The 25,973-nt window shown below is 46.5% G+C and carries 25 protein-coding genes; 14 read left to right on the plus strand and 11 right to left on the minus strand.

The genetic code is table 11. From position 1 onward, the window contains the following. Positions 1 to 129: 129 nt before the first annotated feature. The 3 genes from RS889_RS20245 to rlmG all read right to left on the minus strand — a co-directional run bounded on the left by RS889_RS20245 (position 130) and on the right by rlmG (position 3,538). On the minus strand, positions 130 to 1,074 hold the full coding sequence (locus RS889_RS20245) for a polysaccharide lyase family 1 protein (RefSeq protein ID WP_315708512.1): 945 nt from the start codon (positions 1,072 to 1,074) through the stop codon (positions 130 to 132). A 381-nt stretch (positions 1,075 to 1,455) separates the two neighbouring features. Then, a complete protein-coding gene (locus tag RS889_RS20250; protein ID WP_315708513.1) occupies positions 1,456 to 1,755 on the minus strand; it encodes a hypothetical protein in 300 nt (99 codons plus the stop codon). Positions 1,756 to 2,395: 640 nt separating this feature from the next. Continuing rightward, positions 2,396 to 3,538, minus strand: coding sequence for a 23S rRNA (guanine(1835)-N(2))-methyltransferase RlmG (rlmG, locus tag RS889_RS20255; RefSeq protein ID WP_021014345.1), 1,143 nt, complete (start codon positions 3,536 to 3,538; stop codon positions 2,396 to 2,398). A gap of 185 nt (positions 3,539 to 3,723) precedes the next feature. Here rlmG and RS889_RS20260 point away from each other — a divergent pair, with 185 nt between their 5' ends. Together RS889_RS20260 and sstT are read left to right on the plus strand one after the other, a co-directional pair. Next, a complete protein-coding gene (locus RS889_RS20260) occupies positions 3,724 to 4,722 on the plus strand; it encodes a Gfo/Idh/MocA family protein (protein ID WP_315708514.1) in 999 nt (332 codons plus the stop codon). Between the two features lie 320 nt (positions 4,723 to 5,042). Continuing rightward, complete coding sequence (sstT, locus tag RS889_RS20265; RefSeq protein WP_021014343.1) at positions 5,043 to 6,287, plus strand: serine/threonine transporter SstT; 1,245 nt, start codon at positions 5,043 to 5,045, stop codon at positions 6,285 to 6,287. A 47-nt stretch (positions 6,288 to 6,334) separates the two neighbouring features. Here sstT and RS889_RS20270 read toward each other — a convergent pair whose 3' ends face one another. The 4 genes from RS889_RS20270 to uxaC all read right to left on the minus strand — a co-directional run bounded on the left by RS889_RS20270 (position 6,335) and on the right by uxaC (position 11,442). Beyond that, positions 6,335 to 6,877, minus strand: a complete 543-nt coding sequence (locus RS889_RS20270) for a YgjV family protein (RefSeq protein WP_315708515.1) — start codon at positions 6,875 to 6,877, stop codon at positions 6,335 to 6,337. Between the two features lie 80 nt (positions 6,878 to 6,957). Beyond that, complete coding sequence (locus RS889_RS20275) at positions 6,958 to 8,448, minus strand: UxaA family hydrolase (RefSeq protein WP_315708516.1); 1,491 nt, start codon at positions 8,446 to 8,448, stop codon at positions 6,958 to 6,960. 17 nt (positions 8,449 to 8,465) lie between these two features. After that, a complete protein-coding gene (locus tag RS889_RS20280) occupies positions 8,466 to 9,917 on the minus strand; it encodes a tagaturonate reductase (RefSeq protein WP_315708517.1) in 1,452 nt (483 codons plus the stop codon). Positions 9,918 to 10,032: 115 nt separating this feature from the next. Continuing rightward, complete coding sequence (gene uxaC, locus RS889_RS20285) at positions 10,033 to 11,442, minus strand: glucuronate isomerase (RefSeq protein WP_021014339.1); 1,410 nt, start codon at positions 11,440 to 11,442, stop codon at positions 10,033 to 10,035. 559 nt (positions 11,443 to 12,001) lie between these two features. Between uxaC and RS889_RS20290 the strand changes: the two genes are divergently transcribed. From RS889_RS20290 to RS889_RS20330, 9 genes are all read left to right on the plus strand, one after another. Further along, entirely contained in the window at positions 12,002 to 13,297 is a 1,296-nt protein-coding gene (locus RS889_RS20290; protein WP_021014338.1) for an MFS transporter, read from the plus strand. A 216-nt stretch (positions 13,298 to 13,513) separates the two neighbouring features. Next, positions 13,514 to 14,290: a transcriptional regulator ExuR gene (exuR, locus tag RS889_RS20295; protein WP_021014337.1), complete on the plus strand. Its 777-nt coding sequence runs from the start codon at positions 13,514 to 13,516 to the stop codon at positions 14,288 to 14,290. 422 nt (positions 14,291 to 14,712) lie between these two features. Next, the gene (locus tag RS889_RS20300; protein ID WP_021014336.1) at positions 14,713 to 15,387 is read left to right on the plus strand and encodes a DedA family protein; all 675 of its coding nucleotides are present in this window, start codon (positions 14,713 to 14,715) and stop codon (positions 15,385 to 15,387) included. Continuing rightward, positions 15,368 to 15,763 (plus strand): EnvZ/OmpR regulon moderator MzrA, encoded by a 396-nt coding sequence (mzrA, locus tag RS889_RS20305; protein ID WP_425475092.1) that lies wholly within the window; start codon positions 15,368 to 15,370, stop codon positions 15,761 to 15,763. The genes RS889_RS20300 and mzrA overlap by 20 nt, the downstream gene beginning before the upstream one ends. 218 nt (positions 15,764 to 15,981) lie before the next feature. Next, positions 15,982 to 16,287 (plus strand): ElaB/YgaM/YqjD family protein, encoded by a 306-nt coding sequence (locus RS889_RS20310; protein WP_290181496.1) that lies wholly within the window; start codon positions 15,982 to 15,984, stop codon positions 16,285 to 16,287. Between the two features lie 4 nt (positions 16,288 to 16,291). Beyond that, the gene (locus tag RS889_RS20315; protein WP_315708518.1) at positions 16,292 to 16,687 is read left to right on the plus strand and encodes a phage holin family protein; all 396 of its coding nucleotides are present in this window, start codon (positions 16,292 to 16,294) and stop codon (positions 16,685 to 16,687) included. Continuing rightward, the gene (locus tag RS889_RS20320) at positions 16,684 to 16,974 is read left to right on the plus strand and encodes a YqjK-like family protein (protein ID WP_315708519.1); all 291 of its coding nucleotides are present in this window, start codon (positions 16,684 to 16,686) and stop codon (positions 16,972 to 16,974) included. The genes RS889_RS20315 and RS889_RS20320 overlap by 4 nt, the downstream gene beginning before the upstream one ends. A gap of 242 nt (positions 16,975 to 17,216) precedes the next feature. Continuing rightward, complete coding sequence (locus RS889_RS20325; protein WP_315708520.1) at positions 17,217 to 17,612, plus strand: DoxX family protein; 396 nt, start codon at positions 17,217 to 17,219, stop codon at positions 17,610 to 17,612. A 106-nt stretch (positions 17,613 to 17,718) separates the two neighbouring features. Then, complete coding sequence (locus RS889_RS20330; protein ID WP_315708521.1) at positions 17,719 to 18,708, plus strand: glutathione S-transferase family protein; 990 nt, start codon at positions 17,719 to 17,721, stop codon at positions 18,706 to 18,708. A 143-nt stretch (positions 18,709 to 18,851) separates the two neighbouring features. Here the strand turns inward: RS889_RS20330 and RS889_RS20335 are convergent, their stop codons facing one another. Continuing rightward, positions 18,852 to 19,748: a LysR family transcriptional regulator gene (locus tag RS889_RS20335; protein WP_021014329.1), complete on the minus strand. Its 897-nt coding sequence runs from the start codon at positions 19,746 to 19,748 to the stop codon at positions 18,852 to 18,854. 109 nt (positions 19,749 to 19,857) lie between these two features. On the opposite strand from RS889_RS20335, the gene RS889_RS20340 reads away from it, so the two are divergent. Together RS889_RS20340 and zur are read left to right on the plus strand one after the other, a co-directional pair. After that, entirely contained in the window at positions 19,858 to 20,568 is a 711-nt protein-coding gene (locus RS889_RS20340) for a pirin family protein (RefSeq protein WP_315708522.1), read from the plus strand. A gap of 89 nt (positions 20,569 to 20,657) precedes the next feature. Then, positions 20,658 to 21,167, plus strand: a complete 510-nt coding sequence (gene zur, locus RS889_RS20345; protein WP_021014327.1) for a zinc uptake transcriptional repressor Zur — start codon at positions 20,658 to 20,660, stop codon at positions 21,165 to 21,167. A gap of 270 nt (positions 21,168 to 21,437) precedes the next feature. Here zur and lexA read toward each other — a convergent pair whose 3' ends face one another. Together lexA and RS889_RS20355 are read right to left on the minus strand one after the other, a co-directional pair. After that, positions 21,438 to 22,049 (minus strand): transcriptional repressor LexA, encoded by a 612-nt coding sequence (lexA, locus tag RS889_RS20350; RefSeq protein ID WP_021014326.1) that lies wholly within the window; start codon positions 22,047 to 22,049, stop codon positions 21,438 to 21,440. 109 nt (positions 22,050 to 22,158) lie between these two features. After that, complete coding sequence (locus RS889_RS20355) at positions 22,159 to 22,524, minus strand: diacylglycerol kinase (protein WP_021014325.1); 366 nt, start codon at positions 22,522 to 22,524, stop codon at positions 22,159 to 22,161. A 129-nt stretch (positions 22,525 to 22,653) separates the two neighbouring features. Here RS889_RS20355 and plsB point away from each other — a divergent pair, with 129 nt between their 5' ends. Beyond that, a complete protein-coding gene (gene plsB / locus RS889_RS20360) occupies positions 22,654 to 25,110 on the plus strand; it encodes a glycerol-3-phosphate 1-O-acyltransferase PlsB (protein WP_315708523.1) in 2,457 nt (818 codons plus the stop codon). A gap of 43 nt (positions 25,111 to 25,153) precedes the next feature. On the opposite strand, the gene ubiA is transcribed toward plsB, so the two are convergent. After that, positions 25,154 to 25,969, minus strand: a complete 816-nt coding sequence (gene ubiA / locus RS889_RS20365; RefSeq protein ID WP_315711134.1) for a 4-hydroxybenzoate octaprenyltransferase — start codon at positions 25,967 to 25,969, stop codon at positions 25,154 to 25,156. Between the last annotated feature and the right edge of the window lie 4 nt (positions 25,970 to 25,973).

The raw sequence follows: 25,973 nt of genomic DNA on the forward strand, positions 1-25,973 counted from the left end.
CAAGAATGATACTCACAATTACGTCAATTATGGAGAATATGGAAATACTGTGTAGACCATGGTTGGAATATACTGACAACGAAAAGAATGGGCCATAACGACCCATATATATCTTACCCTGTTTTTTAATTAGCCACCAAACGTCAGACTAGATGTCTGAACTCCAGCATAGTTACTGGCAAAAGTTTTTGCAGCAGAAACCGATTTCAGGCTGTAACTATAGTTGGATGATGGTGTCCATTTACTTTGTGATGAAGTCTGATTGGTAATAGACGGTGTACTTCCCGTATCAGTGAATGTTCCGGTCCCTTTATCATCTAACATGCCATTTGTACTGCTGGTTGTGCCAAAATAATTGTACTCGGAAACAATTTTGGCATCCTGAGCCAACGTAAAGCCCAGATGATAATTTTCAATATAGTTATTGTAGGCATGAAAATAACCATACCGCATCAACCCAGGGCCACGAACATAAATATTATTGAAATAGCAATGACAAATGGTTAAATGAGGATAACCGTCATAAGTAGAAGAATAGCTGCTACCATCCGTCGGATAACCGAAAATCAGACCATATTCATGATTTTTAAATAGGCAATTACTAATAGTTACGTAATCAGCTTTCTCTCCGACATAAATCAGTTTATCGACACCGCCATCTGTCAGCGTATAACTATGCCCTGGGAAAGTCAGGTGATCAAGCCAGTATTTACTACCATGCGTCAAGTAAATCTGAATATCATCATTCCCATTAATAGTGCTTGTATGCTTGATGGTAAGATTCTGGAAAATTATATTCGTTGAGCTTGATGTGGTTCTGAAGTGAATATTAGTCAGTGTATTACTTGAATAAGATCCAATGATAGACTTATTGGCACCCATCGTGACTTTTGTTAAAGAACTCGCGGAAATATCAGCATTAATGACCAATATTTTGGAGTCTGTACCAGCAATATGTGTTTGTAATTCACTTAAGCTAGTAATTGAAACGACAGTGCCACCAATACCCCCTGTTGTACTACTTGCTTTTGCAAAACCGACCATACCTGTAGTGCCGTTATTAGGATATGACATAACTATACTCCTGTACTAATTAATAAGTAGTAGATAAAAAATGAAATAGAAGTATTCATTTCCAGTCATCTGATTTATCAGACAGGAGAACTCTACGATAGTGTTTACATACCCTCAATGACATATTATGCAGTTAATTACCACACAACAAAGTCGACAATAAATAAAGAACATTGATAAAATAAAGGAAAGGATACGTAAAGACAGCGGATCTTAATTGTTAGTTTTCTATAAAGTCCACAAATTAATAACTAGTTAACATTATCAAGATATTATCTAATAAGCATAAATATGAATAATTAACAATGTGAATTGAAATAGAAATAGAGTGATTATCTATACAAAGACATCATTGATGATGAATATCACCGATGCCCACAATCAAGGCAGAGTACGGACAAAGGCAGCCGCGTCCTCCGCCAACGCATCAATATGCATTCGAATTATATTAACCTTTTGCAGCAAAGGATTACGCTCGGGCGAGGCATCTATTGCATTCACTTGATTAACGAGAAGGCTAATTTGCGCACACAAATCAGCCTCCCGTTTCCTGGCCTGTATCAATTGCAAATGAAGATACTGATTATCACGCTGCCAAACCTGCTGTTGCCTCTGAACACTGTATTCCAATGCTTCTAATGCACTTTCCAAGCGCGCGCCTAACTCTTCAATATAAGACATAGAGATTCCTTCATTTACTTATCCAGCGAATTATAATGGCTGTCTAGCATGACAACAAATGATCTCAACACGTCAGACTTCATCATGGAGTTTCCTCGCTGTAGTGGCGATAATTACCACAATTAGTAAACATAAATTTCACACCTAATCATCACACAACTAGTGCTATCACGGCTTTATCAGACCAGATATATTAGATATCGATATAGTCATGACCGACTATTCCCACTTTTTCTCGTCACTGAACCTGGGCTTTGCCATATTAAAAAATCGGATTGCAATAGGCTCAAGGCATACAGATCTGGAAGATCACCCCGTCTCAGTTAACTGCATTCTACTGTGAGCGGGCGCGAGGGGGTGCCGGATTGATTGTTACCGCCGATGTCGCACTGAATCCCAAAGAAGTAATCACCCAATGAGCAACCACGTTGTATGCAACGTTTTCAATTTCCTCATCATCAGGCAATCACTGTGACTGCCCGTCAAGTCGGAAGGAAAAGCTGCGTTGCAAATTCTGTATGTTGGATGCGGGCCACTGGGTGTACCTTCTTTTTGACGATGCGGATATATCACAAGAACTGGATGCCCGCCAGGCGCTTCATCAGTCGACCCGACTGGCATTGAACATTTATTTTTAAGCTTAGCGATGTTTATCTGCTGTTTTCACTGCTCTTAACACCACGAATTTAGCGTTACTGGCGACGATCTCGCAGTTACCGAACAAGCGCTTCAGCTTGTGAAAATAATCAAGATGGCGGTTGCCGACAATGCGCAGTTCACCGCCGATGTCCAGACAACGCCGGGAATCACGGAACATCTGCCAGGCAACGCTATCAGTTACCGCCTGTTGTTGATGAAACGGAGGGTTACACAGTACGACCTGAAGGCTCTCGCGCCCAATCCCCGTCAACGCATGATTGACAGCGAAACCACATCGATCACGGTCCTGTGGCCGATTGATTTCCACATTCATACGACTGGAAGCGATCGCCATATAAGATTCGTCAAAAAAGCTGACATAAGCCTGCGGATTAAGCGCTAGCGCGCCAAGGCCGATTACGCCATTACCGCAGCCTAGATCCACCATTTTGCCTTCAACTTGCTGTGGCAAATGCTGCATAAAAAAACGGGCACCGATATCTAGATTATTACGAGCAAAAACATTGGCATGGTTATGGATGCAATACCCATACTCTTCTATCGGCCATGTTATTGTAAGTGACTGCTCACTCACTTCATGCATGTCTGGTTGGCAATGGATCAGGCGAGCTTTTTTCCACGCCAGAGAGGTGCGGGTCGGTCCCAGGATCTGCTCAAATAGTTGCAGTGTGGAAGTATGGATATCGCGTGCCTTGGCACTGGCAATAATCACCGTTTGTGGCACAACAACTTTTTGTAGCATTCGTAATTGATGCTCAAGCAATGCCAACGCTTTAGGAATCTTAATCACCACCAGCGCGGGAGCAGATGGCAATTCAGCCAGGCTATCCAGCAAGGTCACCGAATCCTCACTATAACCATTCAGTAATAGATTATGATGTGTCGCCAATTGGCTTAAATACGAATCGCTGATGCAATACGGTGACTGGGCCTGAAGTCCACAAGCCAGTGCGCCAAACGCATCATTAAAAATCAACTTTGGCCCAGGGCCAATGGACATGGAAGCAATCTCCCGCAGTAAAAATTCATCTGCGGCTTCCCATGCCTGCAACACCGTATCGTCCTCAATGTGAGGATAACGGGCCAGCGTCAGGTTATGTGTTTCCAGATTGAGTTGGCTCATCGCCTCTCCTATCATGCAAAATTTTGTGCCGTTTATCCCTTAAAACGATACAACAGTAAATGGTTTTCTCCGCCCTGCCCGGTATTGGCTTTAAGAGAGAGCATCAGTATCGTAAAATTGCCTTGAGATTCCATCATGATAATCTAGATTTATACTTACCTGTCAGAACCGTATGGTGAACCATAGTGATACGTTTTGCTATTGTAGGAACTAGTTGGATAACCCGTCAGTTCATTGATGCCGCCCATGAAAGTGGGAAAATGAAATTGACCGCCATCTATTCACGTTCGCCAGAAAATGCCCGACAGTTTCAGACCGATTATCTGGTTGATGGCCTATACACATCACTGGAAACCCTGGCCGGCTCTGACATCATTGATGCAGTTTATATTGCCAGCCCCAATTCCTTGCACTGCGAACAGGCTCAATTATTCCTGCGTCATGGTAAACATGTCATCTGTGAAAAACCGCTGGCATCAAACCTCAATGAAGCGGAGCAGATGATTGCCAGCGCCAGGCAGCATCATGTGGTGTTATTCGAGGCGTTTAAAACCGCCTATCTACCAAATTTCAGTGTAATTACTCAGGCCTTACAGCGTATCGGACGGTTGAGAAAAGTGGTTCTCAATTACTGTCAATACTCATCCCGTTACCAGCGATATCTGTCAGGCGAGAATCCCAATACGTTTAACCCGGCCTTTTCCAACGGCTCAATTATGGATATTGGTTACTACTGTCTGGCGTTTGCGGTTTCGCTGTGGGGCAAGCCACGTAGTGTACAGGCCAGCGCCACATTACTTGAAAGTGGTGTCGATGCCCATGGCAGCGTCATTCTCAACTATGGCGACTTTGATGTGAGTATTGTACATTCCAAAGTCAGTCAATCCGCTAGTCCAAGTGAAATTCAAGGTGAAGACGGAACACTGCTCATTGAAAAGCTATCGGAATGTCAGCAGGTACTGTTAGTTTCCCGTGATGGGAAACGGCTGGATCTGTCTCAACCGCAACATATTAATAGCATGCTGTATGAAGCCGAAGTCTTTAGCACGTTGGTCGCCAATAGTGAGGTTAACCATGTTGCACTGGCCCGTTCCCGCGCCGTAGCTGCGCTGCTGACGGAAATACGTCGGCAGACAGGAGTAGTATTCCCGGCCGATACCCTCACCTCCGGCAGCGGAAAGTAATATCACTATCGCGATACTTCAGCAAAGTGAACAAATTTCACCCGCTGGCGGACAGTTACTGCATATCTCCAACGTCGGTTCTTCTTCTGATAACGCGCTGACTATCATGGCTATCGTCCTCCTGTAGCGGAGGCTCTTTACGTATTTTATTGTGCTTTCTGTCCAAAAAAACGCGACTTTCCTTTCCTCAAACTTATATTTTCATATACTGATACACGCAAACGCACTTGGTAACAGGTCATAAAGTCATCCAGTTCCGTCAGAGAAGGCAAGCCTGTTAATCACAATCATTTCTCACAAGCGGTACCACCGTTAATATTATGAAAACACAATCAAGATTTTTTAATTATCTGATTCAGGGAAGTCTGGTAAAGCAGATCCTGATAGGACTGGCACTTGGCATTATTTTGGCCTCGGTTTCCAAGCCAGCGGCCATTGCAGTAGGGTTACTGGGAACGTTGTTCGTTGGGGCACTTAAGGCTGTAGCACCGGTATTGGTATTGATGCTGGTTATGTCCTCTATCGCCAACCATAAGAAAGGCCAGAAGACCAATATCCGTCCAATTTTGGCGTTGTATATCATAGGTACACTCTGTGCAGCATTGGTGGCAGTAGTTCTGAGCTTTCTTTTTCCGTCCGTACTGACACTCCACGCACAAGCGACCGATGTGGTTCCGCCATCAGGCATCGTCAGCGTCCTTAAAGGCTTGCTGATGAATGTGGTGGCGAACCCAATCAATGCGTTGCTGAATGCTAACTATATCGGCATTCTGGTATGGGCTGTAGGTCTGGGTGTCGCATTACGTCATGGTTCTCAAACCACCAAAACCGTTGTCACTGACATATCTCATGCGACGACATTTATCGTGCGCGTAGTTATCCGTTTTGCTCCGCTAGGGATATTTGGCTTGGTCTCATCCACACTGGCGGCAACCGGCTTCAGCGCTCTGTGGGGCTACGCCCATCTGTTGGCTGTTCTGATCGGCGGGATGTTGATGGTTGCATTGATTACCAATCCATTGATTGTTTACTGGAAAATCCGGCGTAACCCATATCCACTGGTCTGGACCTGTCTGCGTGAAAGTGGGGTAACCGCTTTTTTTACCCGCAGTTCTGCCGCTAACATTCCCGTCAATATGGAGCTGTGCCGTAAACTGAATCTGGATGAAGACACCTACTCTGTTGCGATTCCGCTGGGTGCCACTATCAACATGGCGGGCGCAGCGATTACCATCACGGTGCTAACGTTGGCAGCTGTTCATACACTGGGCATTCAGGCCGATATCCCTACGGCTTTGTTGTTAAGCGTAGTTGCATCCATTTGTGCCTGTGGTGCTTCGGGAGTCGCTGGCGGTTCTCTATTACTGATTCCGCTGGCATGCAGCATGTTCGGTATCTCCAACGATATCGCTATGCAAGTGGTGGCGGTGGGATTCATCATCGGTGTATTGCAGGATTCAGCAGAAACTGCCGTCAATTCATCCACCGACGTAATATTTATCGCGGCAGTTTGCCAGGCTGAAGACACTCACCAGACAGAGCAGGAGCGTTTGGACGTACTGTAATCTTTTCCAGGGTAAGGGACTTTTCCTTACCCTGTTCTACATGCTGATCAGGCATGTTTCGATACTTGTTTTTCCACTTTAAACGGATCGATACCTCTTCGTTGCATACGTCGGAAACGAATAATATTAAAGCCATTCATCAGCAGGAAACTGCTTTCAATCAATGATCCGCCAATCGATCCTAACCAGATATTGTGCATAACCCACATTGCTGTGGCACACCATATAATGCAGCGCGTGGTCAAGCCATGAGTACGAAACAATGCCCAGGTGCTGGCTACGGTAGCGATAATAGGCAGTAGTTCCATCGGATGCTTTAACTCAGACAAGCCAAACACCAGTGTCAGGACGATAAAGACAAACATCACCGCAATATTGTTAGTTTTCAGAGTAATGAGTGTGCGGATGGAATTCAGCGTGGCGCTGATGCCCGCAGAATTTGCCCCCATTAGAAAAAAATGACAACCAATAACCACACTGTAAAGCGAGAGCTGAATTTTGAATTTTTTATCGTCACGGTTGAAAAACATGGTGATACCGACAAAAAAAGCCAGTACCCCTACTGCCTGGGCAAACCAGTAGTATGACATGATCCCTGCCTTGGAAAGTGTGACAAAAACGAACGGCGCCTTACAAAACGCCGTTTTATTTTATTCGGAATCGGATGGATTTACAACGTCACACCACTCTTGAATATTGCCAGTTCGCGGAAATCATTGACTTCGTTTCTGGTTTGTTTGCCATTAGCGATCTCAACAATCAAATCCACAAACTGCGCCAACAACTCATCCATTGGCATGCCATGAATCAGGCGACCCGCATCAAAATCAATCCAGTGTGGTTTTTTCTTCGCCAACTCGCTATTGGTCGCCAATTTTACCGTTGGAACGAAACCACCATAAGGCGTACCCCGCCCCGTACTGAACAGTACCATATGGCACCCGGCTCCAGCCAGGGCGCTGGTCGCTACCGCATCATTCCCCGGAGCACTAAGCAGATTAAGGCCCGGTGTATGTAACCGCTCACCATACTTGAGGACATCAACAACATTACTTTGTCCAGCTTTCTGCGTACAACCCAACGACTTCTCTTCCAGTGTGGTAATACCACCGGCTTTATTACCTGGTGAAGGGTTCTCGTAAATCGGCTGATCGTGGGCAATGAAATATTGCTTGAAATCGTTGACCATATTCACCGTTTTCTCAAACGTTGACTCATCACGACAGCGACTCATCAGGATACGCTCTGCACCAAACATTTCCGGCACTTCCGTCAATACGGTCGTCCCGCCATTGGCTATCAGGTAATCAGAAAAACGGCCTAGCAGCGGGTTAGCGGTAATCCCGGATAGCCCGTCAGATCCACCACATTCCAGACCAAACTTCAGCTCACTGAGTTTACCGGCTTCACGGCAATCGTTGCGCATAACCTGATAAAGCTGATGCAGACGTTCAACGCCGGCTTCCACCTCATCATCCTGTTGCTGACAAATCATAAAATTGACGCGCTCTGCATCATATTCACCCAACGTGGTACGAAAAGTATCAACTTGATTGTTTTCGCAACCCAGACCAACGACCAATACCGCACCAGCATTCGGATGACGTACCATGTTCTGCAACATAGTACGGGTATTTTCATGATCCTGCCCCAATTGTGAACAGCCAAACGGATGGCTGAACAGATAGACACCATCAATCCCCTGAGCATCATCTGTTTCTTTCAGAAAACGCTGCTGGATCTGGCGGGCAATACCATTCACACACCCAACAGTAGGCAGGATCCACAATTCATTACGAATACCGACCCCCCCATTTTTGCGGCGATAAATCTGTACCTCACGGTCATCCATCTGTGCCGGCAGAGAGATAACCTCCGGTTGATACTGGTATTCATCCAGATCGCTCAGATTAGTCTTGGCATTTTGCGAATGGATGTGTTCACCGGGAGCAATAGCGACCAATGCATGACCGATGGGCAACCCGTATTTAATAATCATCTCCCCCGGCATAATGGTGGCCAACGCGAACTTATGTCCGCGTGAAACGGGTTGTGCCAACGTTAAGGTGATATCATCAATCGTTACCGTTTCATCCTGCACCAAATCGCGCAAGGCTACGGCAACATTGTCCAAAGAGTGAATTTTAATGATGCTTTGCATGGATAAGCCTTTTGCGATTAGCAGTAACTCTCTAGCGCCGCACGCATACCGCGTTCAACGATAGATTGCAGTTGTTCAGTCACCTGCTCCACCAGTCCCGGCACATTAGTCAGGTCCTGTTCCCAATGTTGAGCATTACCTAATACCGCAGTAACCACTTGTGCCAAGGTAGTAGTATTGTCTTTTACACCACCCCATAGCGCCTGATAATGTTCCAGCCACTGCGCATCATCCTGTAATGGGTAACTCTCTCCGTTACGCTCGCCACGGTAAAAAGCGATCAACGCCGCCAGAGCAAAAGTAAGACGATGCGGCAACTCTCCGTTACGCTCACGGTAGGCCAGCAATTGCGGCAGGATACGGGTACGGAATTTTGTCATGCCGTTCAGTGCAATAGACAACAACTGATGCTGAATAAACGGGTTTCTGAATCGGCTTAATACCGCTTGGGCAAACGACATCAATTCGTCGTGCGGCAAGTCCAATACCGGGACAATTTCTTCGGCAATGGTTCTTTCCACAAATTTACCAATCTGGGCATCATTCATGGCCTCACCAACAGTATCCAGGCCTGCCAGAAACGCAACCGGTACCAGCGCCGTATGAGCACCATTGAGAATCGCCACCTTACGTTCTTTGTAGGGTTTGATGTCATCTACGATACGTACATTCAGGTTCAGTTTATTAAGGCGTAGTTCTTCCGCCAACCACTGTGGTCCCTGAATTACAAACAGATAAAAATATTCGGCAGTATCCAGGAATGTATCCTGATAACCCAGTTCCTGTTGCAGCGCCTCAACTTCGGCTCGCGGATAACCGGTGACGATACGGTCGACGAGTGTAGAGCAGAACGTATTATGTTCATTCAGCCAGACGGTGAACGCCGCTGGCAGTTCCCATTGCTTGGCATAACGCAATACCAGTTCTTTCAGTGCTACACCGTTGTAATCGATCAATTCACACGGCAGTAATATCCAGCCTTTGTCCGCTGCTCCGGCAAAATGGTTGAAGCGCTCATACAGCAACCGAGTCAGTTTGGCCGGAAAGCTGGCAGGTGGCGTATCGGTAAGGCGGTCTTCAGCGTGATAGCTGATACCTGCTTCTGTCGTATTGGAGAAAACAAAACGAATGTTAGCATCATGCGCCAACGCCAGATATTCATCGAATTGGCGGTAAACATTGATTTCACGATTAACAGAACGAATCAGTCGCGGTTCACGTACCGCGTCCCCTTGTTCGTTAAGCCCACGGATAATCGTGGTATACAGACCATCCTGAGTATCAAGAGCAGGTGGGAAATCAGTGTCTATCGGACGAACCACCACAACACCCGCATCCAAATCGGTATGCTCGTTTAACAAGTCCAGTTGCCAATCGATAAAAGCGCGAAGGAAATTGCCTTCGCCAAATTGAATGACGCGATCAGGGTAATGACGGCCAGGAAAATCACGGCGATTTAACGTTTGCATTAACGATGCTACCTCATGACATGAATAACAATCAGGGATAGGGTTGATACAAACCATCACTACCCCAGAACAGAAATCGTGGACAGGGCACCGTTAATGATGCCCGTTTTTACCCTTACAACTCGATGGCGAAATAACGCTTGGCGTTATCAAAACAGATGTTTTTTACCATTTCGCCCAGTAGCGGCAGGTCAGCTGGCGCCTCCCCGTTTTCTACCCAATGGCCAACCATCTGGCACAGAATGCGGCGGAAATACTCATGGCGGGTATAAGAAAGGAAGCTGCGGCTGTCTGTCAGCATACCAACGAAACGACTCAACAGGCCTAACTGAGCCAACTGCGTCATCTGACGTTGCATACCGTCTTTCTGGTCATTGAACCACCAGCCGGAACCGAACTGCATTTTCCCCGGCATACCCTCACCCTGGAAGTTACCAACCATCGTACCGATTACTTCGTTATCCCGCGGATTCAGGCAATATAGGATGGTTTTCGGCAGCAGGTTTTCTTCATTTTGTTTACTAAGCAGACAGGACAGTTCCTGGGCTAACGGGCGATCGTTGATCGAATCAAACCCCACATCCGGCCCCAACAGCTTGAACTGACGTAGGTTGTTATTACGCAGTGCACCAATGTGATACTGCTGGACCCAACCGCGACGTGCGTATTCCGCGCCCAGCCATACCAATACAGCTGTTTTGAACTGCGCCACTTCATGTTCATTCAGGATTGCACCGGACAGACGGCGCGCCAGAATGCTATCCAGCGTGGTTTCATCCGCTTCGGCGAACAACACAACATCCAGTGCATGATCAGATACTTTGCAGCCATGCGCAGCGAAGTGATCCAGCCGCTTGGTCAATGCTGCCTGTAAATCACTGAAACGACGGATATCGGTATCAGACACTTCACCAAGCTTCACCATATAATCGTTAAAGGTCGGTTGTTCGATATTGAACGCTTTGTCTGGTCTCCAGCTTGGCAAAACCTTAATAGAGAAACTGCTGTCTTGGGAAATCGTTTTGTGATGCTGCAAATCGTCAATCGGATCGTCGGTAGTACCGACCATTTTCACATTCATCTGCTGCATAATGCCGCGAGCTGTAAATTCATCTCGTTCCAGCAAGTCATTGCCACGCTGCCAGATAGCTTTGGCTGTCGCCGGTGACAACAGCGTACCGGTGATACCAAACGGACGACGTAATTCCAGATGTGTCCAGTGATATAGCGGATTACCAATGGTGTGAGGAACCGTTGCTGCCCAAGCCTCAAATTTTTCCCAGTCGCTGGCATCACCGGTACATAAACGTTCCGCTACACCGTTAGTGCGCATAGCACGCCATTTATAATGGTCACCCTTCAACCAGATGTCATACAGATTTTTAAAACGATAATTCTCAGCAATCTGCGCCGGCGGCAAATGACAGTGATAATCAAAGATAGGTTGATCAACCGCATATTCATGATACAGACGACGAGAAAACTCGGTGTCTAACAAAAAATCTTCACTCATAAACTGGGGCATATTTCGCTTCCTCACAATGCTTTTACCAACCAACGTGGTTGTTCTCACAAAGATATCACACCAATTATGTTCGATAACTTATCTCATTAGTGAGGTCATGATCGCAAAAAAAGGGCATTCTGCCGTAAAAAGCCGCATTCCCTATGCATAAACCCACTTTATGAGCACATCAGGACCCGTTTTTTTATTCCGTATGAAAATAATGGTTTTGTGATATCACTCAATTTTTAAATTGGTATGACAAATTATTGTAGCGCTGTATGACACAGGGATTCAATCTCAATATTGTCAACAAGGTTGGTTTTCCTACTAAGAAAACGATGACGTAGATAACAAGACAACTATGCAACCCGCCATTCGGACAAACAATCACCGCATGGTTTAACGCTCGGTAGCTGCCATGGTTTACATCTTTATGTCGGAAATGATGTTTTAGTGGAAAGTTATACCAGCGAGTCGACAAAAAAAACTATTCATCCCGTCACTTTCGGCGTGGTTTGTACAACATCGTGGCAGTACTTGTTCCGCTGCGATGATTTAACTCGGAGAGATTTTTGAAATGCGTAAAATTAAAGGGTTACGCTGGTACATGATCGGCCTGGTTACCATCGGTACCGTACTCGGATATCTGACGCGTAACGCAATTGCGGTCGCCGCACCAACGTTGCAGGAACAACTTCATATTACTACCCAGCAATACTCCTACATCATTGCTGCCTATTCTGCCTGTTATACCATCATGCAGCCCATCGCAGGCTATGTACTGGATATGCTTGGCACCAAAATAGGCTATGCCGTGTTTGCCATCTTATGGGCGCTCTTTTGTATAGGAACCGCGCTGGCAAACAGTTGGGGTGGGTTGGCTGTTGCTCGTGGCGCGGTCGGTATGGCTGAAGCAGCCATGATTCCAGCAGGTTTGAAAGCCAGCAGTGAATGGTTCCCGGCCAAAGAGCGTTCCGTCGCCGTAGGCTACTTCAATGTAGGTTCTTCTATCGGTGCAATGATCGCTCCACCACTGGTGGCCTGGGCCATTATCATGCATAGCTGGGAGCTGGCGTTTATCATTACCGGTGTATTAAGTCTGGTCTGGGCATTGAGCTGGCTCTATTTCTACAAACACCCTAAAGATCAGAAGAAACTGAGCGATGAAGAACGGGATTACATTCTGAGCGGTCAGGAAGCACAGCACCAAACCAACAACGCCAAGAAAATGTCTGCCTGGCAGATTATACACAACCGTCAGTTCTGGGGTATCGCCTTACCGCGTTTTCTGGCTGAACCGGCTTGGGGTACATTCAACGCCTGGATCCCATTGTTCATGTTCAAGGCCTATGGCTTTAACCTGAAAGAAATCGCCATGTTTGCCTGGATGCCGATGCTGTTTGCAGACCTGGGCTGTGTTATCGGCGGCTATCTGCCCATGCTGTTCCAGAAGTATTTCAAGGTTAACCTGATAGTCTCCCGTAAACTGGTCGTCACCATGGGTGCCGTGTTAATGATCGGCCCAGGGATGATCGGTTTGTTCGCCAGCCCTTATATCGCTATCGCACTTCTGTGTGTCGGTGGTTTTGCCCACCAATCACTTTCTGGCGCACTGATTACCTTGTCCTCAGATGTGTTTGGTCGTAATGAGGTTGCTACTGCTAACGGTTTAACCGGTATGGCTGCATGGACGGCAAGCACCATGTTTGCTCTGGTGGTGGGTGCGCTGGCGGATACGATGGGCTTCAGTCCACTATTTGCCGCACTGTCCGTGTTTGACTTGCTGGGTGCCATCGTTATCTGGACCGTACTGCAAAACCGCCCAGCAGACGAAGTTGCTGCAGAAAAAACCATATTACATGCTGCGCACTAACACTGATAAATTTTAGTTTCCTGCCCCTCATCCGGTATCATCTGATGCCGGATGAACCTTCCGCATATATTTCTACCACAATGAATAACTGTGACCCGTGATGTTGGTTGCAACTGAGGATAAGTGGTATAACAAATTATTTCAGCGTTCAACAAAGATAGTATCCGTAGCACTAATAACCAATTAGAGCCCGTCATCTATCTAAAGGCAGGCATCATGGCACTCACAGAATCTCGACGGCTTTATCAACAATTAGCAGCAGAATTAAAACAGCGTATTGAAAACGGTGTTTATCCGGTTGGCGAAAAATTACCGGCTGAACGTTATATTGCTGAAGAAATGAATGTCAGCCGCACAGTAGTGCGTGAAGCAATTATCATGCTGGAAGTTGAGGGTTATGTTGAAGTCCGCAAAGGCTCGGGCATTCATGTCATGTCCAATCAACAACGCCACCTCTTGCCTTCCAGCAGTGAAACCGAGTTTATTACCGCAGGTCCGTTTGAGCTGCTTCAGGCCCGTCAATTGATCGAAAGCAATATTGCGGAATTTGCGGCGACACAGGTGACTCGGCAGGATATCTTACAATTGATGGAAATCCAGGAGTACGCCCGGCAGGAAGACCGCTTCCGCGATTCAGAGTGGGATCTGAAGTTCCACGTACAGGTTGCTCTGGCCACGCAAAACTCAGCAATGGCGACCATTGTGGAAAAAATGTGGAGTCAGCGTGTACATAACCCCTACTGGCGCAAGTTGCACGAACACATTGACGATCGATCCATTGAAAGCTGGTGTGAAGAACACGATCAAATTCTGAAAGCATTGATCCGTAAAGACCCTTATGCCGCTAAGCTCGCTATGTGGCAACACCTGGAAAACACTAAGCAGATGCTTTTTCGTGCCACTACCGATGACTTTGAGTTCAATGTTGATCGCTATATGTTCGCTGAAAATCCAGTAGTACATCTCGATCAAATGCCCCACAGTAAACCCTGATTTTTCCTGCTTTTGCTCCATCTTTGTGGAGCAAAACATTCATTAGTCATCTAGTTTTGTCAGTAAGTGTAAATATTACATGGTTCACCTCTCCTCCCCCAATAAACAGCGCCCCATAGACCTTCCAACGAAATATTCCCCTGTCTCATTTCCACCTATTTTGTTACAGTTAGAACTCCTTTTTTACGATTAATCGGCCGTGATGGCATAAAACCGCTGAAATAAGATGTCGCTTTCAATCAGGCAAGACTAAAACACCATGTATCAGCGACATTGAGCGTAAAAAATAAAACACCATCGGTTAATGAAACGGACAACAGAATTAATAAAACATGCCGAGACATGCGAAATACGCCACCCGATGAATAGAAGACTGATTACCCTAACGTGGTCCCATCAATGCCGCAGTACAGGAATACCGGATGGATATAATTAAAGAACTTTTGCACGCACTTTGGCACCAGAATTTCGAGGTACTTGCCAATCCAAAGTTGATCGGCACAGTCTATCTATTGCTATTTTTGATCCTGTTTCTGGAAAACGGTCTACTACCTGCTGCTTTTTTACCAGGTGATAGCCTGCTGATTTTAGTTGGTGTGTTGATTGCTAAAGGCACGATGAATTATCCCTTTACTATCCTGTTACTGACTACCGCCGCCAGCCTCGGGTGCTGGGTCAGTTATATCCAGGGGAAATGGTTAGGGAATACGCGCATTGTTCAGGGTTGGCTGTCACATTTGCCTGCACATTATCATCAACGCGCACATCAACTTTTCCATCGTCACGGTCTTTCAGCACTACTTATTGGCCGCTTTTTGGCATTTGTGCGTACACTATTACCCACCATTGCAGGGCTGTCCGGCTTGAATAGCACCCGCTTTCAGCTGTTTAACTGGATCAGTGCATTACTGTGGGTATCCATTCTGGTTTCATTGGGTTTTGCGTTAGGGAAAACACCGATATTTCGGAAATATGAAGATGAGCTGATGTTCTGCCTGATGTTACTGCCACTGTTGTTACTCTGCATCGGGCTCGCTGGATCGTTAATCGTTCTTTGGCGTAGGAAACGAACCATCAATGCTGGAAAAGGAAATTGAGATGATCGCCCACTGTCTGAAACACAAACATGTCTGGCGTATCCTGTTGGTCGTGTTACCCGCCATTATCCTGACACCTTCGTCACGACACCCACAGGATGATGCGATGTTACACATCACGCCACAGCACCAGGGCGCAACACTTCCTGATGGTTTTTATATCTACCAGCGGTTGAATGAGCGGGGAATCGGTATCAAAAGCATTACTCCTTCCAATGACAGCATTATTGTTCGTCTTTCTTCACCAGAACAAAGCAGTGCGGCACGTGAAATATTGAGTATGTCGCTCCCCCAGGTGAATGTGGTTACACAGGCACCAGATCCAACACCTTTCTGGCGACATAAACTCATTCAGCAACAGTCCAAACTGGGTTGATTTTCTCAACCTTATACCTGTTTTTTCTCTTTAGACCATTCTTGGCGTCTTGTTCCCATCTTCCTGTTTTTTGCCCACAACATTGCCTGCTATCAGCACTGTATTGACTGTCCGTTTTACTGCGTTCTATTGGAATTATCATGATGCGCGACCAGGCAAGTCGAGAAATTTTGAACTATAGTTAGGTTTTAAGATTCATCATATTAGGGAGTTCTCACATGACTCAAGAATCAAGCTCTGACCAATTACGCGCGGAATTGCGCTCATTGAGTGACACACTGGAAGAAGTGCTGCGAACGTCCAGTGACAAATCCAAAGCTGAAATGGAAAAGCTACGCGGAAAAGCAGAAACAGCGCTCAAAGAATCACGTGAACGACTGAATAATGCCGGAGAACACATCGCCACCCAGACTCGTGAAGCAACTGAGCACGCGGAAGAATACATTCGTCAGAACCCCTGGACTGGCGTTGGGATCGGTGCAGCAGTCGGTATTGTACTGGGTATACTGTTGGCTCGCCGCTAGTACTATGACAGAACAACAACGACAAGGTCCTGCCAGTAGCGCCATCACCTCAGCCCAGCGCATCATTACGATTATAGTCGGAATGGTAGAAACCCGGGTCCGGTTAGCGGTCATTGAGTTGGAGCAGGAAAAAACAGCGCTGATCCAGTTACTGTTGGTGGTCGAGCTGACACTGCTATTTACTGTCTTTGGCTTAATCGGCTTAATTACACTGATAATATGGAGTGTAGAACCTCAATACCGTCTCATGACTCTTGGCTGGATTACTGGAAGTCTGTTTATTCTTGCGCTGATCGGTGGAATCTGGACGCTCAGGCATATTCGTAAATCGACACTGCTGAAAGCAACCCGCAAAACGCTGGAAACTGACCGATCATTGCTTGAAGGTAAATCAAAATGAACCGTCGTCTACAGTTAGAACAGGAAAAGGCACATTTGCTCCGCACCATTGAACAGCAACGTCTCGACCTGTCTGCTGAAAAGACACGTTGGCTGTATTCCACCCGCCACGCTGACCACTATTGGCGCATAATGATGGACGTACGTAAATACCTGATATTAGGATCTGGACTCGCGGTGCTGTTAGGTTTCAAACACCGTGGACGGTTAAACCGATGGTTACGCAAGGCGGTTCGTATTGGGGAAGCGGTAATGCTTATTCGGAACACCTTCACCAACCACTCGTGATACCTGCTTCATTGTTGCTGCATACTACCTATATCTCCCGGATATAGGTACTTTCTCTTATCGCCCGCATAGATAGTCAATTTTTCTGAAAAAAAACGACAGTTTTACTTACTGGCTTATCGTTTCTCCTACATCTAATATCATCATCGCCTGTTACAGGCATCCGCTTGATATACGCTATTGCTGGATGAATGACTTATAACATCGTACCGGCTTGCACAAAATAATTGGAGATAATGTTGATGAAAAAATTAGACAATAGCCTGCTGCTGATCGCCCGTATTTTAATGCCAATACTCTTTATTGTTGCTGGTTACGGCAAACTTGGTGCCTCGTACGCGGCAACTCAGCAATATATGCAAGCGATGGGTGTTCCCGGTACGCTGCTTCCATTAACCATCCTGCTGGAGTTGGGTGGTGGGCTGGCAGTATTGTTCGGTTTTCTAACCCGTACTACAGCACTATTCACCGTTATCTTTGCCTTGCTGACCGCTTTTCTCTTCCACAGTGATTTCGCTGTAAGCGTAAACCAAGTAATGTTCATGAAAAACCTGACCATTGCAGGTGGTTACCTACTGCTATTCGTGACTGGTCCGGGTGCTTTCAGCATTGACAACTTACTGAATAAAAAGTGGTAGAAACGGCATTACCCCACCGGTATTGCCTTTATTCTACAAATGCCATGGTGGTAAACGGATGAACGTTGCTGTCATGGTTTCATGTATTTTCAGGAAGGTACTCAAAATGGGACAATTAGTTGATGGTGTATGGCATGACACATGGTATGAAACTCGGTCGACTGGTGGCCATTTCAAACGCCCGGAAACATTTTACCGCAACTGGGTTACACCTGATGGTAAACCAGGCCCCACAGGCAAAGGCGGTTTTAAGGCTGAGTCCAGACGTTACCATTTATACGTGTCGCTAGCCTGTCCCTGGGCACATCGCACACTGCTACTCAGAAAATTGAAAGCACTGGAAGAACACATTGAGGTCTCGGTAGTACATCCGTTAATGCTGGACCAGGGCTGGACATTTAATACTGACTTTCCCGACGCAACAGGGGACAAGCTTTATCAGCACGAATTCCTTTACCAGCTCTATCTCCATTCACTGGCTGATTACAGCGGACGCGTTACCGTTCCCCTACTGTGGGACACGCAACAACATACTATTGTCAGCAACGAGTCCGCTGATATCATCCGCATGTTTAACAGCGCTTTTGATGATGTTGGTGCTGCGCCTGGTGACTACTATTCACCAGCACTGCGTCAGCAAATCAATGAGTTAAATGAATGGATTTATCATCAGGTAAATAATGGTGTCTATAAAGCAGGGTTTGCAACCAGCCAGACTGCTTATGATGATGCCGTAACCAACTTATTTTCTGCATTGGATAAACTGGAAAACAGGCTCAGCCATCAACGTTACCTGACAGGTGAACGGCTCACAGAAGCTGACCTTCGCTTGTGGACAACACTGATCCGTTTTGATCCTGTGTACCATACCCATTTCAAATGTGACAAACGCCGCATAACTGATTACTTCAACCTGTACGGTTTCGTAAGGGATATCTACCAACTACCTGGCATCGCCGAAACAGTAAACATGGATCATATCCGTCACCACTATTACCGCAGCCATCCCACCATCAACCCACACGGCATCATTTCCATTGGCCCCGAAAGATCATTTTCTGATCCACATGATCGATCCACCCGATTTTATGAATAATTTTTAGGATAACCGGGGGAATAGGAAAGTAAAAAACACCCGTACAGCCCCTTGAATCTACCGTGCAATGTAGATTCAAGAGGGTTATCTACAAGTAGTAAAAGGAGTACCCAATACTCCTTTTACTTAATGATGAATAACCATCACTTCTGAATAAGCAATTTTGGAATCTCACGTAAAAACCAGGACTTTGCCTCCCCCATACTATCCCGTCGCCACGCCATAATAATCTGACTTTCAAATGTGTTCTCCGGGCTGACAACTCGCAACCGTCCCTCAGCGATATCTTGAGCCACCATATCATAAGGCATAGTTGCCACACCTAACCCGGCCAGCAGTGCACGGCGTTTATCATCCATAGAACTTACGGTAAGACGAGGTTGTTTATCCAACAGTTGTACTGTCAGTACCGGACGTTCACGCGCAGTATCCGCAATAGCAATCCCCCGGTATTTAACACGAGTAACCTCGGACAACGGCTCTGGTTCATCATGAATTGGATGGCCTGGACTTGCTACACAAACACTTTTCATCAAATACAGTTTACGTGTATTGATTTCAGATGATGCGCGGAAATGCATGTCGGGTGCGATGACAATATCGGCCCGACCTTGTTCCAGACGTTCCCAGGCACCGGCCAGCACCTCCTGAATTAGCGACACCTGGGTGTTGGCCTTCAAGGACAGCTTATTCAGTAACGGAAATAATCGTTCAATCGGAACCAGTGCTTCAATCACAATCGTTAAATGCGTTTCCCATCCACGCGCTAGTGCTTCTGCATCAGTAGTGAGCTTATCCGCCGCATCCAGCAAAATACGTCCGCGTTCCAGCAGCATCCGACCAACATTGGTGAATTTGGTACGATGTCCGGAACGGTCAAACAGAACCACATCCAGCTCATCCTCCAGTTTTTGCATGGTATAACTCAGGGCTGAAGGCACCCGCCCCAATTCGTCCGCTGCAGCGGCAAAGCTTCCCCGACGGTCTATGGCATCCATGACCCTTAAAGCTTCTAACGTTAATGCCCGCTCTTTTGCCATTTTATACTCATTCAGAATTTTTGAACGTACAGACCAGATTAACTGGCTAACAATCCAGCGTCCAGCCAATTACTATCTAATACATGGATAATTTTACAGGCCGAAGACCATGATCATTAGCAAAGTAGCAGAACATTGCGGTCAGGCTGACTATGGCTGGTTACAGGCACGTTATACATTCTCTTTTGGTCACTATTTTGACCCCGAACTACTAGGTTATGCTTCTTTGCGCGTGCTTAATCAGGAAGTCCTTGCCCCTGGCGCGGCTTTTCAACCTCGAACCTACCCACAAGTAGATATTCTCAATATTATATTGCAGGGGGAAGCCGAGTACCGCGATAGCAACGGTAACCATGCCAGAGCAAAAGCAGGCGATGCGCTATTATTGGCCACGCAGCCCAATGTCAGCTATAGCGAACATAATGCTTGCCATAAAACATCACTTACGCGCCTGCAATTATGGCTGAATGCCTGCCCCACACAAGAAAACCGCACCTTGCAACGGCTCTCGCTGGATAAAAAAGGCTGTCATTTGCTGGCGTCCCCCGAAGAAACTCAGGATCAGCATAGTCTGTACTTACGTCAGCAAGTATGGATCTATCATCTGGATCTCAATATCCACGAGCAAAACACCATTACACTAAACGGTAATCGCGCTTATTTACAGTCAATAAATGGAACAATGCGAATTAATGGCATCACGCCAGAAAATAGCAAAACGTTGCATTGTGGTGATGGTGCCTTTATCCAGCAGGAAGCAAAAATAACCGTTCTGGCGGAAACGCCAATGCGAGCACTGCTCATCGATCTGGTGGTCTGATACTCGGACCAGGTTGTCTTTTCGGTGTTTTTGTCCAGGCATGATAAGATAAATCATAATGCTCTCAGACATGCTTCGGGGTTACTGCAATGGATTCAATCAATCCGGGAAAACTTCTTGCCTTGGCCGAACAGCTTTGTCAGCAGCGCTGCGTGCGCCTGACACCTCAGCGGCAGGAGGTTCTGCGTTTGATGGCGCAACAGCCTGGCGCTATCAGTGCTTACGATTTACTGGATCTGCTCCGTGTTTCTGAACCCCAGGCAAAACCACCTACGGTTTACCGTGCTCTCGATTTTCTACTGGAACAGGGATTTATTCATCGGGTCGAGTCCACTAACAGTTATGTGTTATGTCATCATTTCGAAGAGCATAATCACACATCCGCATTATTTATCTGTGACCGATGCGGCCAGGTAACGGAGCGGCAAACAGTCGGTGTCGAGGAAAACCTTCAGCAATTGGCTAAGCAGTCAGATTTCATTTTGCGCCACAGTGTGGTGGAAGCTCATGGATTATGCAGTGCATGCCAGCAGGTTGAATCATGCGACCACCGAGAAAATTGCAATCACGATCACAGTATCACCATTAAAAAACGATAGTTGCGACTCAATTTTCCTATCCCTCGAGTATTCCGCTGTGAACCACATAATCAATGTCCGCTAAGTACCGGTGGATGATTTAAAATTTATATTTTTGGAGAACTCATTAGAAAGTAAAAACTGTAAGAGGAATTGCTGAAATAGATGGCTGGTAAAAGTAGGGGAATAAGTAAAATAACGGCATCTCACTTGAAGACGCACCCGCTCATATTAGAAGAGCGAGCGCTATATTTTAAAGGCCGAGATGAATAAAGGAAATGAAGGAATATATCAGTTCCAATCGCTGTTACGAATGACACCAACCGCCAGTCCTTCAATAGAAAAACTCTGTTCACGCAAGTCAACAACAATAGGTTTGAATTCTCTGTTTTCCGCCAGTAACTGTATGATGTTACCTTGTTTTTTCAGACGTTTAACGGTAACTTCGTCATCAATACGCGCCACAACAACCTGACCATTATATACATCTTGCGTTTTATGCACGGCCAGTAGATCACCATCCAGAATACCGATATCTTTCATCGACATTCCGCTGACTCTTAGCAAAAAATCCGCACTCGGTTTAAACATGGATGGATCAACCTGATAATGGCACTCAATATGCTGTTGAGCCAGCAAGGGCTCACCGGCCGCAACCCGGCCAATCAAAGGCAATCCAAGATCTTCTTCTTCCATCAACAAGCGGATACCACGGGACGCGCCGGTAACAATCTCGATCACACCCTTGCGTGCCAGTGCCTTTAAATGCTCTTCTGCGGCATTAGGGGAACGGAATCCCAACTGCTGCGCAATCTCTGCCCGTGTAGGCGGCATACCGGTTTGTGAGATATGATCACGGATAAGATCATAAACCTGCTGTTGTCTGGCTGTTAACTCTTTCATCCCGCCCCCTGGTTGTTTATACAGTTTAGCTGTGAGTATATACAGGGAAGGTGTCGATGGGAACCTTGATATTGCCATTCAGCGCTTTTTTCTCCGATTCTGGAAGCCGTCATGCAAAATGATTCCACAGTAGTGAGATCCAGACGACAGCAGCCAACAAACAGGCGACGAAAACAGCTGCCGAGCCAATATCTTTCGCTCGTCCCGATAATTCGTGATACTCCAGCCCCACTCTGTCGACTACCGCTTCGATAGCGCTATTGACCAATTCAAATAATACAATCAGTACAACTGACCCGATGAGTAATAGCCTTTCAATTGTTGAAACTGGCAGCCAACAAGCAATAATAATAGAGGCAAGAGTGAGTAATGACTCCTGACGAAATGCAGCTTCATGCCGCCAGGCCTGCTTCAACCCCTGGAGGGAATATCCCGTTGCTTTGATAATACGGGTTATTCCAGTTGCTTTATTCATACTTACTCCATTCCTTTATTCGTGATTGAACGCAATTTTAACGCGCTATCATCGTCTCATCACCACAGATCTCCAGTGAGGTTTCTGGTATCCTTGCGGCGAGTTGCTAACAAGAGGCTTCTGGTTGTTATGTCAGGTTGGCGTAGAATTTACTATAACTTACTGAATTTCCCCCTTAAACTCTTGGTAAAGAGTAAGATTATTCCTCATGATCCTGTCGCTGAATTGGATTTGGATCCTTCACGTCCGGTTTTCTATGTATTGCCCTATAACTCTAAAGCGGATCTACTAACGCTGCGGACTAAATGTCTGGCGCTGGGGCTACCAGACCCTTTACAACCATTGGTTATTGATGGTGAAGAGTTGCCCAGCTATGTATTTATTAATGATGGTCCACGAGTATTCCGCTACTACGTCCCCAAGCAGAAATCCATAAAACTGTTTCACGACTACCTGGATCTGCATAGCAGTAACCCGGCGTTAGATGTACAGATGGTGCCAGTTTCAGTGATGTTTGGTCGCTCGCCAGGTCGTGAAAATCAACATCAAGCCACACCACACCTGCGTTTGTTAAACGGCATTGAGAAATTTTTTGCTGTTTTATGGCTAGGACGTGATAGTTTTGTCCGTTTTTCCAGTCCAATATCGCTCCGTTATATGGCGACAGAGCATGGCACTGATAAAACCATCGCTCATAAGCTGGCCCGCGTCGCGCGAATACACTTTGCCCGCCAACGTTTGGCCGCTGTCGGGCCTCGGCTACCAGTAAGGCAAGACCTTTTCAACAAATTGTTGACGTCAAATGCCATCACCAAAGCAATTGATGATGAAGCTCGTGTAAAAAAAATCCCCCATGAGAAGGCGCAACAGAATGCCATAGCGTTGTTGGAAGAAATTGCCGCGAATTTCTCTTATGAAGTGGTACGATTGTCGGACCGGGTGCTGAGCTGGACCTGGAACCGCCTTTATCAAGGGATTAATGTTCACAATGCTGAACGGGTACGCCAACTGGCGCAAGACGGTCACGAAATTGTTTATGTCCCCTGCCACCGCAGCCATATGGATTATCTGCTGCTCTCCTATGTGCTTTATCATCAAGGGTTAGTACCACCCCATATTGCTGCTGGCGTTAATCTGAATTTCTGGCCAGCTGGCCCGATTTTCCGCCGCCTGGGCGCGTTTTTTATCCGCCGCACTTTCAACAACAAACTTTACTCTACCTTGTTCCGAGAATACCTGGGTGAACTATTCACGCGTGGTTATTCCGTAGAGTATTTTGTCGAAGGTGGACGTTCCCGTACCGGACGACTGCTGGAACCCAAAACCGGCACGCTATCGATGACAATTCAAGCTATGTTGCGTGGTGGTACCCGAGCAATCACCCTGGTGCCCGTCTACATCGGCTACGAACATGTGATGGAAGTGGCTACTTATGCCAGAGAACTTCGTGGCGCCACTAAAGAAAAAGAGGGTTTCATACAGATGGTGCGTGGTTTGCGCAAACTACGTAACCTCGGACAAGGGTATGTGAATTTTGGCGAACCCCTGCCCTTAATGGCTTACCTAAATTCGCACGTACCACAATGGCAGGAAGCCATTGATCCTATCGAAGTCCAGCGCCCAAGTTGGTTGACACCCACAGTGCAGGACATTGCCATGAATATCATGGTTCGCATTAATAATTCGGCCGCGGCAAACGCCATGAACCTATGCTCTACGGCGCTGTTAGCTTCTCGTCAGCGTGCTTTGACCCGCAAGCAGATGGAAGAACAGCTGGAGTGTTATCTGCAAATACTGCGCAATGTTCCTTATGCTACCGACATCACCGTTCCCAACAAAACAGCAGCCGAACTGCTCGACCATGCATTGAGCATGGATAAGTTTGAAGTCGAAAAAGATAATGTTGGTGACATTATCATTCTCCCGCGTGAACAAGCGGTATTGATGACCTACTACCGTAACAATATCCAACACTTGCTGGTATTGCCCTCGCTGATTGCCAGTATCATCATCCATCATCGAACGGTTACCCAGACAGAGCTGTTGCGTCAGGTCACATTGGTTTACCCACTCCTGCAAGCTGAACTTTTCTTGCACTACGAAAAATCCCAATTGAGTGATGTATTGACTGCACTAACAGAAGAACTGGCTAGTCAGCGCCTGATTTTGATAGATGAAAAAGGGTTGGTACTGAATCCAGCGCGGATAAGAACACTTCAATTGCTATCGGCGGGTATTCGCGAAACCCTTCAACGTTACGCCATTACACTATCATTACTCAGCACAAATCCGAGTATCAGTCGCAGTATGCTGGAAAAAGAGAGTCGTAACATGGCTCAGCGCTTGTCAGTATTGCATGGAATCAACGCACCGGAGTTCTTTGATAAAGCTGTTTTTTCCACGCTGGTTAACACGCTGCGGACAGAAGGTTACATCAATGATACTGGCGATGCTATTCCGGAAAATACGTTGGAAATCTATAGCATCCTGGGGGACATGATCACCCCAGATGTCAGACTGACAATAGAAAGCGCCAGCGCGTCAGAGAAATCGGCAACACCGGAAATCCCTCCATCAGTGGCATAAAGCCACATATGGCTGCGGTAGTGTCCCTACCGCAGCCATTCGATTACAAACCGAGCAAAATGCCGGCAAACAACACCATACCAACGTAATTGTTATTTCTGAAAGCACGGAAACAACTTTCACGCTCACGCCCGGCAATCAATCTCTGTTGGTAAGCAAACAATCCGGCCGCAATCAGCACTGACCAATAAAATATTTCACTTAATCCGGCCAGATGCCCTAATGCCAACATGGCCATCAACGTGAACAACTGTAACAGCCCGACAATCAATGTATCATGACGTCCGAAAAGAATAGCGGTCGACTTGATACCAATCTTCAGGTCATCGTCACGGTCCACCATGGCATATTGAGTATCGTAAGCGACAGTCCAGCAAATATAAGCCAGGAACATAACCCAGCAGGACACCGGTAATGACTCACTTACCGCCGCATAAGCCATCGGAATAGACCAGCCGAAAGCCATCCCCAACACAAACTGGGGAAGATGACTGATGCGTTTCATGAAGGGATAAACCCATGCCAGCGCCAACCCGGCCACGGAAAGCCAGATAGTCATATTATTCATGGTCAGCACCAGCCCAAAGGACAGCAATACCAACACGATAAACAGCACTTTGGCGGATTGCTCACTGACCGCGCCACTTGGCAATGGCCGCGAAGCAGTGCGTTTGACATGACCGTCAAAATGACGATCTGCATAATCATTAATCACACATCCTGCTGCACGCATCAGAAACACGCCGGCCACGAACACCCATAGTATCCAAGGTTGTGGTACTCCCCGCCCAGCCAGCCACAACGCCCATAGCGTTGGCCATAATAACAGCAGAGAACCTATCGGCTTATCAATGCGCATTAAA

Source organism: Brenneria uluponensis, assembly GCF_032395385.1.
In the GTDB taxonomy this organism is placed as follows: Bacteria; Pseudomonadota; Gammaproteobacteria; order Enterobacterales; family Enterobacteriaceae; genus Prodigiosinella; species Prodigiosinella aquatilis.